Annotated in this window: 14 protein-coding genes; 6 read left to right on the top strand and 8 right to left on the bottom strand. The window is 76.2% G+C overall.

All coding sequences use genetic code 11. The features are described 5' to 3' along the window. Positions 1-39: 39 nt before the first annotated feature. Both IEY96_RS16530 and IEY96_RS16525 read right to left on the bottom strand, forming a co-directional pair. Positions 40-1,287: a hypothetical protein gene (locus tag IEY96_RS16530; protein ID WP_189195672.1), complete on the bottom strand. Its 1,248-nt coding sequence runs from the start codon at positions 1,285-1,287 to the stop codon at positions 40-42. A 2-nt stretch (positions 1,288-1,289) separates the two neighbouring features. Continuing rightward, entirely contained in the window at positions 1,290-1,805 is a 516-nt protein-coding gene (locus IEY96_RS16525) for a SigE family RNA polymerase sigma factor (protein WP_189195671.1), read from the bottom strand. A gap of 88 nt (positions 1,806-1,893) precedes the next feature. On the opposite strand from IEY96_RS16525, the gene IEY96_RS16520 reads away from it, so the two are divergent. Beyond that, positions 1,894-2,766: an aminoglycoside phosphotransferase family protein gene (locus tag IEY96_RS16520; RefSeq protein WP_189195670.1), complete on the top strand. Its 873-nt coding sequence runs from the start codon at positions 1,894-1,896 to the stop codon at positions 2,764-2,766. 42 nt (positions 2,767-2,808) lie between these two features. Here the strand turns inward: IEY96_RS16520 and IEY96_RS16515 are convergent, their stop codons facing one another. Beyond that, on the bottom strand, positions 2,809-3,402 hold the full coding sequence (locus IEY96_RS16515; RefSeq protein WP_189195669.1) for an NADPH-dependent FMN reductase: 594 nt from the start codon (positions 3,400-3,402) through the stop codon (positions 2,809-2,811). A 113-nt stretch (positions 3,403-3,515) separates the two neighbouring features. On the opposite strand from IEY96_RS16515, the gene IEY96_RS16510 reads away from it, so the two are divergent. Further along, on the top strand, positions 3,516-4,355 hold the full coding sequence (locus IEY96_RS16510) for a helix-turn-helix domain-containing protein (RefSeq protein ID WP_189195668.1): 840 nt from the start codon (positions 3,516-3,518) through the stop codon (positions 4,353-4,355). Positions 4,356-4,403: 48 nt separating this feature from the next. Here IEY96_RS16510 and IEY96_RS16505 read toward each other — a convergent pair whose 3' ends face one another. Continuing rightward, complete coding sequence (locus IEY96_RS16505; RefSeq protein ID WP_189195667.1) at positions 4,404-5,213, bottom strand: Fpg/Nei family DNA glycosylase; 810 nt, start codon at positions 5,211-5,213, stop codon at positions 4,404-4,406. A gap of 137 nt (positions 5,214-5,350) precedes the next feature. Here IEY96_RS16505 and IEY96_RS16500 point away from each other — a divergent pair, with 137 nt between their 5' ends. Further along, positions 5,351-6,064: a DMT family transporter gene (locus IEY96_RS16500; RefSeq protein WP_189195666.1), complete on the top strand. Its 714-nt coding sequence runs from the start codon at positions 5,351-5,353 to the stop codon at positions 6,062-6,064. A 117-nt stretch (positions 6,065-6,181) separates the two neighbouring features. Here the strand turns inward: IEY96_RS16500 and IEY96_RS16495 are convergent, their stop codons facing one another. After that, complete coding sequence (locus IEY96_RS16495; protein ID WP_189195665.1) at positions 6,182-6,544, bottom strand: winged helix-turn-helix transcriptional regulator; 363 nt, start codon at positions 6,542-6,544, stop codon at positions 6,182-6,184. A 104-nt stretch (positions 6,545-6,648) separates the two neighbouring features. Here IEY96_RS16495 and IEY96_RS16490 point away from each other — a divergent pair, with 104 nt between their 5' ends. The 3 genes from IEY96_RS16490 to rocD all read left to right on the top strand — a co-directional run bounded on the left by IEY96_RS16490 (position 6,649) and on the right by rocD (position 9,491). Beyond that, entirely contained in the window at positions 6,649-7,287 is a 639-nt protein-coding gene (locus IEY96_RS16490) for an NAD(P)-dependent oxidoreductase (RefSeq protein WP_189195664.1), read from the top strand. 174 nt (positions 7,288-7,461) lie between these two features. Further along, a complete protein-coding gene (ddaH, locus tag IEY96_RS16485) occupies positions 7,462-8,277 on the top strand; it encodes a dimethylargininase (RefSeq protein ID WP_189195752.1) in 816 nt (271 codons plus the stop codon). After that, positions 8,277-9,491 (top strand): ornithine--oxo-acid transaminase, encoded by a 1,215-nt coding sequence (rocD, locus tag IEY96_RS16480; RefSeq protein ID WP_189195751.1) that lies wholly within the window; start codon positions 8,277-8,279, stop codon positions 9,489-9,491. The genes ddaH and rocD overlap by 1 nt, the downstream gene beginning before the upstream one ends. Positions 9,492-9,555: 64 nt before the next feature. Here the strand turns inward: rocD and IEY96_RS16475 are convergent, their stop codons facing one another. From IEY96_RS16475 to IEY96_RS33150, 3 genes are all read right to left on the bottom strand, one after another. Then, positions 9,556-10,704 (bottom strand): FHA domain-containing protein, encoded by a 1,149-nt coding sequence (locus IEY96_RS16475; RefSeq protein ID WP_189195663.1) that lies wholly within the window; start codon positions 10,702-10,704, stop codon positions 9,556-9,558. Positions 10,705-10,883: 179 nt separating this feature from the next. Then, the gene (locus IEY96_RS16470) at positions 10,884-11,936 is read right to left on the bottom strand and encodes a fatty acid desaturase family protein (protein ID WP_189195662.1); all 1,053 of its coding nucleotides are present in this window, start codon (positions 11,934-11,936) and stop codon (positions 10,884-10,886) included. A 120-nt stretch (positions 11,937-12,056) separates the two neighbouring features. Continuing rightward, positions 12,057-14,821 (bottom strand): SCO7613 C-terminal domain-containing membrane protein (locus IEY96_RS33150; protein ID WP_268247150.1); only part of this gene is annotated, 2,765 nt, incomplete at its 5' end.

The raw sequence follows: 14,821 nt of genomic DNA, 5'->3' as shown, positions 1-14,821 counted from the left end.
CTCCGGTCCGGGGGCGGTGCGGGACCGCCCCCGGACCGGTCACCGGCAGGTCCAGCGCACCGGCCGGACCTGGTCGTCGGACTCGAGCTTCCCGCCGAGCACCCGGCCGTCGTCGCTGAAGCTGGTCACCTCGCCCTGCCGCTCGCCGCGCCAGCCGTCCGGCACGGGCAACCTCACCGACCTCGTGTCGGTGATCACGCCCGGCACGTCATCGGAGACCCAACCGGCCAGCCAGCCCTGACCGTTGCCGGTCCCGGCCCAGAGGACGCCCTTCAGCACCTCCGCCTGCCCGGTCCGCAGGTTGATCCGCACCGGATAGCTGGGTATGCCGCTGCGGGGGACCACCTCGGTGTCGCGTTCGGCGGTGCCGGTCACCCAGCCACCGGCCAACGACAGGGGCATGAACCGGTCGGCCTTCCCGCCGGGCACCCGCGGCAACGGCAGCACCTCCGGCCGGGCGGCGCCCGGACGCCACACCACCGCGCGGGTGGGCTTGTCCGGGTGCCCGTCGGTCATCGTGGCCAGGATGGTGCCGTCCTCGTCGATGTCGATGGCCGTGCCCTCCCACTTCGGGCCGGGCAGTGGCAGGTCGACCGGCCGGCTCCGGTACGAGTCCCAGACCACCGGCCGTTGGATCCAGGGTTTCTCGGGAACCAGATTGCGGTAGCCGACGATCCGGCCGGCGTCGTTGACGGCCGTCGCGCCCCCGGACGTCACCACGGGCAGGCCGATGACCTCGCCGTCGCGCACCGCCCACGCCCGCTGCTCCCTGCCGGCCCCCCACGACGAACCCACCGCCAGGCCTGCCCGGTTCACGTCCGTCAGCTTCTGCATGGAGCCCGGCATCTCGACCTCCCGGACCTGGTCCCCCTCCCAGATCAGCAGGCCGAAATCCGTGCGACCCTGCCCCTGCGGGGCCCGACGCCCCACCAGCCACCGGCCGTCCGGGTCTCCGCCGGTGACCGCGGCCCGTGGATCGCCCGGCACGGGCAGCAGTGTGGCCGTGCACACCCCCTGCCACGGGCCGGTCGGTTCGGGCAACGGCAACGACGGGCTGGGGCTCGCGGCCGGCGCAGGCGCCGCCCGCCGGTCCTCGCCCAGCGCCGCCGGCAGCGCCGCCACCGCCAGCACGCCCAGGGCGGCCAGTCCGGCCGCCGCCACCCGGCGGTTACGTCGGCGGCGGCGCGCCTCCCGGATCGCCCCCGGCAGGTCGATCCGGGGCGGGCCGGCCGGCTCGTCGTCCAGCCACCGCAGCCGGTTGGCGACGTGTTCGTCATCGGTCCTCATGCTCACCGCTCCTTTCCGGTCCGACCGGCCAGCTCGCGGTCTCCGAGCAGCCGGCGCATCGCCGCCAGGCCGTGCGAGGTCTGGCTCTTCACCGTGCCGGGCGAGCAGCCCAGCGTCCGGGCCACCTCCTCCACCGGCAGGTCGTGCAGGAAGCGCAGCACCAGCACCGTGCGCTGGCGGGGCGGCACCTGGGCCAGGGCGTCGCGCAGCACGGTCCGCTCCTCGACGCCCCGGTCCTCGGTGGACCGCACGTCGGGTGGCCCGCCGAACAGGTGCACCCGCCACCAGCCGCGCCGCCGGGTGTCCAGGAAGTGCCGCACCAGCACCGTGCGGACGTACGCGTCGAGCTGCTCGACCTCCCCGATCCGCGCCCAGCGCAGGTAGAGCCGGGTGGCGGTCTCCTGCACCAGGTCGTCGGCCTGGTCGCGGTCGCCGCAGAGTCCGTACGCGAGCCGGCGCAGCGCCGGCAGGCGTGCGGTGACGTAGTCGACGTATTCCTGGTCCGATGCGTCCGGCATCCGGCCACCTCCGTGGGGTTCGCTGTTCCAGACGGCATCGCGGCTGAAACGGTTGTACGCGATCGCCACCGGAACGCAGGATGGTCGGATGCGTCTGGAGATCCCCGAGGGGCTGCGCTGGACCGAGCGGTATCCGGCCGGCCGGGCGTGGCTGGCCACCCTGCCGGACCGGCTGGCCGACTGCGCCGCCCGGTGGGAGCTGCGGATCGGCCCGCCCTTCGCGTACGCCTTCGCGTCGCTGGCCATGCCCGTAGAGCTGCCGGACGGCACCCCGGCGGTGCTCAAGCTCCAGTACCCGGACGACGACAGCGTGCACGAGGCGACCGCGCTGGCGCACTGGGCCGGCCAGGGCGCGATCCGGTTGCTGGCCCACGACGCCGAGCGCCGCGCGCTGCTGGTCGAGCGCTGCGTCCCCGGCACCGCGCTGCACCGGCTGCCGCCCGAGGCGGCGCTCGACGTGGCGGTCGGACTGCTGCCCCGCCTCTGGGTGCCGGCCGGCCCGCCGTTCACCCCGCTCGCCGAGGAGGCGGCCGGCTGGGCCGAGCGGCTGCCGGCCAAGTGGGAGCGGCTGAACCGGCCGTTCGAGCAGGTGCTGCTGGATGCCGCCCTCGGGCTGCTCGCCGACCTGGTGCCCAGCCAGGGCGAGCAGGTGCTGGTCAACCAGGACCTGCACGCGGGCAACGTGCTGGCGGCCACCCGGGAGCCGTGGCTGGTCATCGACCCGAAGCCCCTGGTCGGCGAGCGGGAGTTCGGGGCGGTGCCGCTGGTGCGCGGCCCCGAGCTGGGGGACTCCCCCGCCGCGCTCCGCCACCGGCTGGACCGGCTCAGCGCCGAGCTGGGCCTGGACCGGGACCGGGTGCGCGGGTGGGCGGTCGTGCACACGCTGGCCTGGAGCATCGGCGAGGACGAGGTCTTCCCGCACCAGGTCGAGACGGTCCGCCGGCTGCTCGGGATGGGGTGACCGGCCCCCGCGAACCGGTCACCCTCGCCCACCGTTCGGCGGTCAGGCCGGGTACGGGACGGCCTCGCGTGCCGACCGCAGCGCCCCGGCCCACCAGGCGAGCTGGTCCAGCAGGGTCTTGGCGTATCCGGAGGCCGCGGCGTCGAGCGGCTGGCCGTCCTGCCAGGCGGTGAAGTAGTTCGGGAAGGCCAGCCCGTCGCGGATCGTCACCGCGTGCAGTTCGGTCAGCACGTTCTCCAGGTGCAGGACGGCGTGCCGGCCGCCGGCGGCCCCGCCGTAGCTCACGAAGGCCACCGGCTTGGCCGTCCACTGGGTGAAGTGCCAGTCGATGGCCGCCTTCAGCGCGGCCGGGTAGCTGTGGTTGTACTCCGGGGTGACCAGGATGAACGCGTCCGCCTCCGTCAGCCGGGCGGTGAGCGACGCCATGGCCGCCGGGCGCGGGTACGCGTCGCCCGCGAACTTCGGTGACTGCGCCGGCAGCGACAGCGGGATCTCGACGTCGGCGAGGTCGACGACGTCGACGTCGAACCCGCCGTGCTCGCGCGCCCGCTCGGCGACCCAGGACGCGACGACCGGCCCGAACCGGCCCTCACGGACGCTTCCGATGACAATGACCAACCTGTGCTTCTCGTTCATGCGGTCCACGGTCCGCCGCCCGGACGGCGGCAACCAGACCGGGCGCAGGCTGGCCCCCGCAGGGCCACGCTACGCCGGCCGGTGCGGCCGGAACCGGCCCTAGACTTCCACCCATGGGTACGCCACTGGGCGACTTCGTCCGCGCCAAGCGCGACAGCCTCCAGCCGGAGTCCTTCGGCCTGCCGGACCGGGGCCGGCGCCGCTCCCCCGGCCTGACCCGTGCGGAGGTGGCCACCCGCTCGGGGATCAGCGTGGAATACCTGACCCGCATCGAGCAGGGCCGGGACCGCAACCCGTCGCACTCGGTGCTGCACGCCCTCGCGGACGGCCTGAGCCTCGACGCCGGGGAGCGTGAGCACCTGCGCTACCTCGCGAAGATCACGGGCGGGGCCTGTCCCGGGCACCGGCCCCCGGCCCCGCCCAACCGCGAGGTCCGGCCGACCGTGCGGGAGACCCTCCGGCTGCTCGAACCCGGGGTCGCGTTCGTCACCAACCGCCTCGGCGACGTGCTCGCGTACACGGGCGGGTTCGAGCTGGTCATGAGCGGGATCGGGCTGCTCGACGCCGACGTGCCGAACCTGACCCGCTACGTCTTCACCGACTCCCGCGCCCGGACCGTGTTCCCCGACTGGGATCAGGTGGCCGACGAGCAGGCCTTCGACCTGCGGCTCGGGCCGTCCGCGGAAACCTCCGAGTGGTTCACGGTCCAGCTCGCGCCCGTCGCCGGTCAGGAGTTCACCCGACGGCTCCGCCAGCACCTGCCGCCGCCGCAGGTGCCGCTGCGGCTCGGCCATCCCGTCGTGGGCGAGCTGCGCTGGCACCGGGAGAAGCTGGAGCTGTCGAGCACCGACGCCCAGGAACTGGTCGTCCTCCTGCCCGCCGACGAGGCGACAGCGCAGGCCGTGGAGCGGCTCCGGCACCGCCGCCACGGCGCCCTCCGCGCCGTCGGCTGAGCGGGCCGCGCTCGGTCGCCGGTTCGCCACCGAAGGCGCCGCCGCCGGTCAGCGGGCCTGGCAGGTGGCGCACCAGTAGAGGTTGCGGCCGGCCAGCTCGCCGCGGCTGACCTCGGCGCCGCAGACGTGGCAGGGCTCGCCGGGGCGGCGGTAGACGTACACCTCGCCGCCGTGCCGGTCGACCCGCGGCGCCCGGCCCATGGCCTCCGGCAGGTGGTCGTCCCGCACGGTGTCGATCCGGCCCCGCTCGACGGCGACGGTCATCAGCGCCACCAGGTCGGCCCAGAGTTCCGCCCAGCCGGCCGGGGTGAGGTCCCGCCCCGGCAGCAGCGGCGGCAGCCCGGCCCGGAACAGGGCCTCGGTCACGAAGATCAGGCCGGTGCCAGCCACCACGGACTGGTCCAGCAGCAGGGCGGCCAGCGGGGTGGCGCTGCGCCGGATCCGGGCGTACGCCCGCTCGGGGTCGGCGTCGGCGCGCAGCGGGTCGGGGCCGAGCCGGTCGCGCAGCGCGGCCACCTCGGGCGGGGTGAGCAGCTCGCACGCGGTCGGCCCGCGCAGGTCCAGCCAGTGCCGGTCACTGGTCAACCGCAATCGGACCTGCCCGATCGGGGGCGGCGGTTCGCCCGGGCCGTCGGTGACCTTGCCGTAGAGCCCGAGGTGGACGTGCAGGGTCAGCTCGCCGGCGTAGTGGTGCAGCAGGTGCTTGCCGTACGCCTCGGTGCCGTCCAGGACGGTGCCGGTGAGCCGGGCCGCGCCCTCGGCGAAGCGGCCCTGCGGGCTGGCGGCGTGCACCTTGTCGCCGGCGAAGAGCTCGGCGTGCCGGGCCGCCAGGCGGTGGATGGTGTGTCCCTCTGGCACGACGGCAACGGTAGCCCGCCGGCCCGTACGACGCCGACCAGGCAGGAGCGGGGGTCGACGGGTGTCGACCTGTCCGCCACGGGGTACGTCCTCACTGTCATGCGCGGTCTCCGCGCCGGAGATCAGGAGGTGTCCCAGTGAAGATTCTGTCCCGCCGGAACGACCCGGCGCGAACCGAAGACGTGAACGGCGACGGGGTGGTCGACGAGCGCGACCGGGTCGGCGACCGGGTGGACGACCGGCCCGTGGTCACCGACCGCGACACGGAGCGGACCACGTACCGGAGTGCCGCCACGGCGACCGAGGACGAGCGCGCCACCGACGCGGAGCGGCGCGCAGCGGACCGGGCCGCGGCGGCGCGGGCCGCCACCGCCCGCCCGACCGGCCCGGACGGCCGGCGCACTCCCACGACGGTCGACCCGGACCCGACCCTGGAGCGCACCGTCGACCTGGACGGGGACGGCCGGCCGGACCGGCCGGTCGACCGGGACCCGGCGGTGGAGCGGGTCGAGCCGGTCACCACGAAGCGGCCCCGGGCCAGCCTGCTCGCCACCCTCGGGCTGATCGTGTCGGTGGTCGGCGCGCTCTTCGTGCTCTCCGGCACCCTCGCCGGCTACGGCATCGGCCTCGGCGCGGTCGGCGCGGTGCTTGCCGTGCTCGGCCTGATCGCCACCCGGCGCCGGCACGTGGCCGGCAAGACCGACGCCCTGATCGGCGTGATCGTCGGCCTTGGCGCCGTGGTGCTCGGCGTCGTGGCGATGACCGGCCAGTTCGACTGGCCGACCACCGACGGCGAGTGGGTGGGCCGGTTCCGGGAGTGGCTCGACTCACAGTTTGCGGGTCTCTTCTGACGGGCAGTTTCCCGGTCGCCGGCGCAGCGCCGGCACGCCCGATCAGCTCTGGTGGTTCACCAGCCGGGCAACCTCTTTCGGGGGCGGCGGTTCGCCGCCCCCGAAGTATGTCCGGGGTCAGTCGGCGGCCGTGGCCACGCCGTCGCGGGCGTCGAGCAGTTCCTCCCAGTGCTCCCGGGCCCAGGCGCAGGCGACATCCATCGGGCCGAGCAGGCTGCGCCCCAGCGGGGTGAGCGCGTACTCGACCCGCCCGGCCAGCGCGGCCCGCCGGACCAGCCCGTCGGCTTCGAGCCGGCGCAGCGACCGGGTCAGCACCTTGGCGGTGACGCCGCGCAGCGGCACCCGCAGCTCGGAGAAGCGGCGGGGCCCGTCCTCCAGGCAGCGGACCACCATGCCGGCCCACTTGTCCCCGAACCGGATCGGCGACAGGTCCGAGGGGCAGAGCTCGTCGAACATCTCCGGGTCCAGCGGCGCGGCCATCCGCCCACCGTAGTCGGTATCCGGGTGGAAACCGGGCCGCCGGATAGCGTCCGCGCGGACGGCCGGCGACCCCGCCGGCCAGGACGACGAGGAGAGGTACGTCGATGAGCAGGATCATCGTCTTCGGGGCCGGCGGCCGGGCCGGCCGGGCGACGGTCGGGGCGGCCCGTGACCGGGGCCACGAGGTGACCGCCGTGGTCCGCGACCCGGCCCGCCACGCGGACCTGACGGCCGACAGCGGGGTGCGGGTGACCGCCGGCGACATCACCGACGCCGATCAGGTCGCCGGCCTGATGGCCGGGCACGACGCGGCGGTGCACGCCGCCGCCGACCTGGCCGCGCCACCGGACGTCTTCTTCCCGGCGGCGGCCCGGGCCGCGCTCGCCGGGTCGCGTCGGGCCGGGACGGCCCGGCTCGTGGTGGTCGGGCTGGCCTCGGTGCTCCCGACGGCGGACGGCGTGCCGCTCATGGACACGCCGGACTACCCGCGGGAGTACCGGGACTTCTACCTGGGGCACGCGGCCGGGACCGAGGTGCTGCGCCGGGAGGGGGCGGACGCCGACTGGCTGGTGCTCAGCCCGGCCGGCGACTTCGACCACGGCGGGACGCCCGCGGGCCGGTACCGGTTCGCCCCGGCCCGGGCCGCGAGCCGGATCACGTACGCGGACCTGGCGCTGGCCCTGCTCGACGAGATCGAGCGGCCGGGGCACCGGCGGGTGCACCTGGGCGTGGAGCGCGGCTGAGCACGTGGACGCAACGATCCACCGCGAGAAGTAGGCCAGACGCAACGATCCGTCGCCGTACGCAACTTCTCGCGGTGGATGTCGTCGGCCCGGGCCGCATACCGTTGGACCACGGCGCCAGCCCGTGGGCCACGGTGGCCGGGCGCGCCCGACCCCTGGGAGCACGACATGACGATGGACGCCACCCGCCAGCGCTTCTTGATGTGCCGGCCGACGTACTTCGCCGTCGACTACGCGATCAACCCGTGGATGGACCCCACCGCCCCGGTCGACGCCGACCTGGCGATCCGGCAGTGGGAGCAGCTCCGCCAGACCTACCTCGACCTGGGCCACGAGGTCGAGCTGATCGACCCGGTCGTCGGCCTGCCGGACATGGTCTTCGCGGCCAACGGTGGCACGGTGATCGACGGCAAGGCCATGGCGGTGCAGTTCCGCGACCCGCAGCGCGCCGACGAGGCGCCCGCCTACCGGGCCTGGTTCGAGGCCGCCGGCTTCGAGATGTACGACCCGAAGCACGTCAACGAGGGTGAGGGCGACGTCCTGCTGGTCGGCGACCACCTGCTCGCCGGCACCGGGTTCCGCACCGCGCACGCCTCGCACGCGCAGCTCCAGGAGGTCTTCGGCTACCCGGTGATCACCATGCAGCTGGTGGACGCGCGCTTCTACCACCTGGACACCGCGCTCACCGTGCTCGACGAGCGGACCGTGGCGTACCTGCCGGAGGCGTTCTCCCCGGGCAGCCAGGCGGTGCTTCGCCGGCTCTTCCCGGACGCGGTCCACGCCACCATGGCCGACGCCGAGGTGCTGGGGCTGAACGCGGTCAGCGACGGGCGGCACGTGGTGCTGCCCGCGCAGGCCACCGACCTGGCCGCGAAGCTGCGCGACCGGGGCTACGAGACCATCGGTGTCGACCTGTCCGAGCTTCGCAAGGCCGGCGGCGGACCGAAGTGCTGCACGTTGCGACTCCGTCAGGGAAAGGCAATCAAGTGATCATCGACGACATGCTGCGGACGCCCTCCGCGGTACGGGACGCGGAGCGTCACACGGCGCACAACTACCACCCGCTGCCCGTGGTGATCTCGTCGGCCGAGGGCTCCTGGCTGACCGACGTGGACGGCCGCCGCTACCTGGACTGCCTGGCCGGCTACTCGGCGCTGAACTTCGGCCACCGGCACCCGAAGCTGATCGAGGCCGCGCACGCGCAGCTCGACCGGCTCACCCTGACCAGCCGCGCGTTCATCCACGACCAGTTCGCCGACTTCTGCCGCGAGCTGGCCGCGCTCTGCGGCAAGGACCTGGTGCTGCCCATGAACACCGGCGCCGAGGCCGTGGAGACCGGCATCAAGGTCGCCCGCAAGTGGGGCTACCAGGTCAAGGGCGTGACCCCGGGCCAGGCGAACATCGTGGTCGCCGAGGGGAACTTCCACGGCCGGACCACCACCATCGTCAGCTTCTCCACCGACGAGGACGCGCGTGCCGACTTCGGGCCGTACACGCCGGGCTTCACCGTGGTCCCCTACGGCGACCTGGCCGCGCTGACCGCGGCGATCGACGAGAACACCGTGGCCGTGCTGCTCGAGCCGATCCAGGGCGAGCAGGGCGTCGTGGTGCCGCCGGAGGGCTACCTGCCGGGCGTCCGCCAGGTCTGCACCGACCGGAACGTGCTCTTCATCGCCGACGAGATCCAGTCGGGCCTGGGCCGCACCGGCGCCACCTTCGCCTGCGAGCACGAGGGCGTCGTCCCGGACATGTACCTGCTGGGCAAGGCGCTCGGCGGCGGCATCGTGCCGGTCTCGGCGGTCGCCGCGAACGCCGACGTGCTCGGGGTGCTCAAGCCGGGCCAGCACGGCTCGACCTTCGGCGGCAACCCGCTGGCCTGCGCGGTCGCCACCGAGGTGGTCCGGCTGCTGGCCACCGGCGAGTTCCAGCGCCGCTCGGCCGACCTGGGCGAGCGGCTGCACGCCGGCCTGCGCGGGCTCGTGGGCAAGGGTCTCGTGGCGGTCCGGGGCCGGGGCCTCTGGGCCGGGCTGGACATCGACCCGGCGCTGATGACCGGCCGGGAGGCCTGCGAGCGGCTCATGGAGCGGGGCGTCCTGGCCAAGGACACCCACGGCTCGACCATCCGGCTCGCCCCGCCGCTGGTGATCACCGAGGAGGAGATCGACCACGCGGTGGCGCAGCTCGCCGCCGTGCTGGCCGGCTGATCCGCGTACCTGAGGAGAGGGCGCCGGGACCACGACGGTCCCGGCGCCCTTCTTTCGTGTCGCGTCAGGGACGCGGCAGCCGCATCGCCATGGTCGGCGCCTCGGCCATCACCGAGGTGGGGCTGAACTTCGCGTCGCTGGTCACCTCGTCGGCGCGGCCGATCTGCACGCCCGGGTAGAGCTCGACGAGGTCACCCTCGCCCAGCACCCGGGACTGCTGCGGGGCCAGCACGATCCGGTCCGGCTCGGCCATCGAGCCGCCCGGCCGTACGCCCGAGCCGTTGGTGCTGGTGTCGGTCACGATCACCTCACCCACACGCAGCTCGAACCGGACGTGGCTGCGGCTGATCCAGCGCCGCGCCTCGTCGTTGAGCCACTGGCCGAGCACGACGCCGCCGGTGGCGTCCGGCGCCCGCCCGACCAGCACCGGCTGGGTCTCGGTGAGCACGAACCGCCGCCGGACCAGTCCGCCGATCCGCACCGCCAGCACCGCGGTACGCGGCCGCGGCCCGGCGTCGCCGAGCCGGGCGCCGTGCCGGGGGCAGGTCGGTACGCCGTTGCGCACCGTGGGTGGCGGCTGCCCGGCCGGGGCGCGGTCCACCCGGGCCAGGTCGGCGAAGGCGCCCCCGCCCCCACCGCCGCCGAACAGCGCGCAGCCCGGCTCGGGGCAGCGCCACTGCCGGGCGAGCAGCTTCGCGCCGACCGGCGAGCGGCTGCCGGAGGTCGGGGTCTGCCCGCCGCCGACGTGCGCGATGAAGACCGGGCCGCCGGCGCCGGGCACCGGGGCGAGCACCCGGCCGGCCTGGCCGAGCCACGGCCACCGGCCGCCCAGCCCGTCGAACCGGACCCGGCTGAGCACCGGCAGGCCGAGCAGGTCGGCCACCTCCAGCATCCGGTCGCCGGGCTGGTCGAGCACCTCGACGAGGCCGTCGTCGGCCCAGCGCCGGACCACCATCCGCTCGTTGGAGGTCAGGTCCGCGTCGGAGAGCAGGGCCCGGTGCACGATCGCGTAGACCGGGACGCTGTCCTCCTCCATCTGCCGGGACAGCGCGTCGATCACCATGCCGAGCCGCAGCAGGCTGGCCGGCCGGCCGCCGTCCAGGTCCTGCCAGCGGATCACCTCGGCCAGGTCGACCACCGCCCGCGCCAGCGAGGGATCGGTGCAGACCCGACCCTCGATGGCGTCCAGCACCTTGCTGATCTCGAATCTCATGCCGCGCTCCGGACGGTGTCGTCGGTACGCCGGGTCGGGTCCGGCCGCCCCGCCTCGGCTCGCACCGCCGTCGCGGTGAGCAGGTCTGCCATGCGACGACCCTACCGGCACGGCGGATCGGCGCTGCTCGACGCACGCCGGAAATCGACCCTCGCCGCTCGCCGGCCGGGCCGACCGGCTCAGCCCTGCCGCAACGGGCGGCCCACCTCGTGCAGGTGCGCGAGCGCCTGCCGGTAGGACTCGACCAGCCCGGTCTCCGCGTACGGGATGCCCTGCTCGGCGCAGTAGGCGCGGACGATCGGCCGGGCCCGCCGCAGGTTGGCCCGGGGCATGTTCGGGAAGAGGTGGTGCTCGATCTGGTAGTTGAGCGCCCCCAGCGCCACGTCGACGAACCGCCCGCCGCAGACGTTGCGCGAGGTGAGCACCTGCTTGCGCAGGAAGTCCAGGTCGTCCTCGGCCGTGAGCATCGGCATGCCCTTGTGGTTCGGGGCGAAGGCACAGCCCATGTAGAGCCCCCACAGCCCCTGGTGGACGGCCGCGAAGAGCAGCGCCTTGCCGGGCGACATCACGGCGAACAGCAGGCCCAGGTAGCCGACGGCGTGCGCCACGAGCAGCAGCCCCTCCACGGCGCGGTGCCGGACCGGGGTGCGCCACCGGCCGTCCGGCTCCCGGCCGACCAGCGCCCGCACGCTGGCCACGTGCAGCGCCAGCCCTTCCAGCAGCAGCAGCGGGAAGAACAGCCACGCCTGCCGCCGGGCCATCCACCGGCTCACGCCCCGGGTCGCCGTCGCCTGCTCGTACGTCCAGACCAGCGCGCCCGCCCCGACGTCGGGGTCCTCGTCGGCGTGGTTGGGGTTGGCGTGGTGCCGGTTGTGCTTGTCGACCCACCAGCCGTAGCTCAGCCCGACCGCGAGGTTCCCGGCGACCAGGCCGGCTGCCTCGCTCGGGCCGCGCCGGCGGAACATCTGCCGGTGGCCGGCGTCGTGGCCGAGGAACGCCACCTGGGTGGTGGCCACCGCCATGAGCGCCGCCAACGGCACCTGCCACCAGGAGTCGCCGACCGCCACCACCACGGCCCAGCCGGCCAGGAAGGCGCCCAGGGTGATCCCGATCCGGGCCGCGTACCGGCCGGGTCGCCGGTCGAACAGGCCCGCGGCGGCGACCCGGCGGGACAGCCGCGCGTAGTCGCTGCCCCGCCGTGCCGCCGGCGCCGTCAACGTCGATGAGGTCATCCGATCCCCGCTCCTCGGTTGGGTGGCCACGCCGGCGGCGCGACTCTGCGTAACCGATTCTGCGCGGATTGATCGCGCTGGGTAATCCTGGCAACCCCCCAGCCCGGGGTGGTGCTACCCCTACCTCATCCCGCCCACGGCGGCCCGCAGCCGGGCCAGATCGCGTCGCCGCCGCTCGTAGGTGGCGGCGAGGGCGATCAGCGCCAGGCCGCCCAGGCCCAGGAAGATCCAGCGGGGCAGCAGGTCCCAGCCCCGGGCCAGCTCGTGCAGGGCCAGCGGGACCAGGGGCGCCGCGCCCAGCAGGACCGGCGCCTGCCAGCGCCGGGCCGCGCCGCCGAGCACCGCGCCGAGCGCCACCAGGCCGAGGACCAGCCGGCGGGCCGGCTGCGGGTCCGGCGCGGCCAGCACCGAGACGAGGCCGGGCAGCAGCGCCGCGCCGAGCCCGGGGCCGAGCGCCAGCCAGCTGTTCAGCCCGGGGCGGGACCGCAGCGCCAGCAGGCCCGCGCCGAGGGCGAGTGCCGCCGCCGGCAGGGTGTACGCCTCCAGCACCGCCACCCCGCCGGCGGCCAGCAGCAGCCAGCCGCCGAGCAGTTCGCTCCCGCCCGCGACCGCGGCGAAGCCCCACCGCCGGGCCGGCGTCTCGCCCCGGCGCAGCACCCGGACCGCCACGGCCAGGCCCCACAGCACGCTGACCGCCGCCGCGTGCCGCAACGCGCCACCGGTGAGCAGCAGCGCCAGCAGGGCAACCGCCTGCGCCGCCGCCTCCAGCGCCACCGCCCCGTCCGCACGGCCGGCCCGAACCGGACCGGCCCCCTGCGCCGTACCCGCCGCCTCAGCGGGCCGGCGCGCCTCCGCCCCACCCGTCGAGGCAGCGGTCCGGGCGCGCAGTGCCGGCGTGGCGTGCAGGGTCACCGCCGCGACGGCCAGCACCGCGAACGCGGCGGTACGCAGCGGCAGCCCGCCGGCCAGCGCCGCGGTGACCGCGAACCCGGTGGCCGCCGCCACGGCGCCCAGCCAGCCGGCGAGCCGGACCTCGGCCGGCCGGCCGGCCGCCCCCGCCACGGCCGCCGCGACGACCAGCACGCCCAGCCCGGCCAGAGTGCCGGCCCGGGTGGCGAGGAGGCCACCGAACCCGAGGGCGGTGAGGGCGAGCCCCAGCGGCAGCAGGACCGGCAGCGCCGCCGGGCGCGGGCCGGCCAGCGCCGCCAGCAGCAGCGCGGCCACCCCGGTCCCGAAGACCAGGGCGGGCACCACCGGCCAGGGCGCGCCGGCCGCCGCCAGCAGCACCGGCAGGGCCACCGCGCCGAACGGCAGCGCGGCCAGCGCGGGCAGCCAGTGGCCGCCGCCCCGGCGACTCCCGCTCGGCGCACCCGACGACGCCCGGCGACCCGGAACCGTCGCGATCCGGGCGTACGCCGCCGCGACCGCTCCAAGCAGCACCAGCACCAGCCCGGCGCGGGCCGCCGCCGGCGCGGGCTCGACGGCGGGCACCCCGGACCAGGGCCGGACCGGCAGGTCCAGCAGCACCGCGAGGGCGGCCGGGGCGGCGGCGAGCAGCGCCAGGCCGGCCAGCGCGGCGCCGACCACCCGCGGGGCGGGACCGGGCCGGGCACCGCCCCCGGCGGCCAGCGCCAGCAGCGCCCCGACGGCGCCGTAGAGCGCCACGGGCTCCCCACCCGGTACGACCAGCGGCCCGAGGCCGACCGCCGCGAGCGCCACGGCGAGGCCGGTCGAGGCGTACCCGTGCAGGTCGGGCCAGTGGCGACGGACGGCGAGGACGGCGACCACCGGTACCCCGACGGCGACCGTCGCGCCGCGCAACTGCCACCAGGGCGGCGCGCCGAGACCGAGCAGCGCGACGGCCACCCCCGCCGGCACGGCGACCAGCGCCACGGCCAGCGCCACCCCGGCGATGACCGGCTGCGCGCCCCGGCCCCGGCGACCCCGCGCCGCCACGGTCACGCCGAGGGCGGCCAGGACGGCGAGCACCGCGCCCGCGCCGGCCGGCGCGGCACAGGAGACCAGCAGGGCGTGCCCGAGCAGGACGGCCGCGGTGAGCGCGGTGACCACCACGGTGGGGTACCGCCGGCGCGGCCGGGCGACCACCACCAGCAGCAGCGCGGTGGCCGCCGCCAGGTCCGCGACCAGCACCAGCGGCCACGGGGTGGCCGTCACGGCCGGTGCGGCCAGCACGGCCAGCGCGCCACCGACCACCCCGGCCAGCGGCCGGGCGACCCGGGGCACCAGCAGGGCGACGGCCCCGGCGGTGAGCAGCACGGCCACCGGGAGCTGCCACCCCCAGGACGGGACCGGGGCGGTCCGCCCGCCCTGCCAGGCCGGGAAGGCGGCGGCCGCGGTGGCCGCGGCGACCAGCCCGCTGAGGACGGTGGCGACCTGGCCCAGGCCGGCGGCCACCAGGAAGGCGCCGAGCCGCGGGCCGGTCCGCGGCCCCGCCGGCAGCGCCCGGACCGCGCCGGCCAGCGCGAGCACCACGATCCCCGCGGCCAGCAGCAGCAACCCGGGGCGCAGCGCGGCGACCGGCCGGATCAGCGCGGTGGCCAGCACCGGCACCAGCAGCCCGGCGGCGACCGCCCGGTGGGTCCGGCCGCCCGCCGCCAGCGCGCCGGCGAACAGGGCGAGCGCCACCACCAGCAGCGGACCGCCGGCCAGCAGCGGGGTGCCGGCCGCCCGCCCGAGGACCAGCGGCACCAGCGCGCAGCCGGCCGCCAGGGCCAGCGCTACGCCGTGCCCGACCCAGCCGAGCACCCACCCGGCGAGCAGTGCCGACGGCGCGCCGTTCCGCACCGGCGCCGGGTTGACCACCGGCAGGCCGGGTCCGGTCGGCCCGGTCGGGACGATCGACCCGGGCGGCGGAGCGGCGGCCG

Source organism: Micromonospora fulviviridis, assembly GCF_014648395.1.
Classification (GTDB): domain Bacteria; phylum Actinomycetota; class Actinomycetes; order Mycobacteriales; family Micromonosporaceae; genus Micromonospora; species Micromonospora fulviviridis.
The sequence above is the reverse complement of the archived record's forward strand: the minus strand, read 5'-3'. Positions and strand labels throughout refer to the sequence as shown.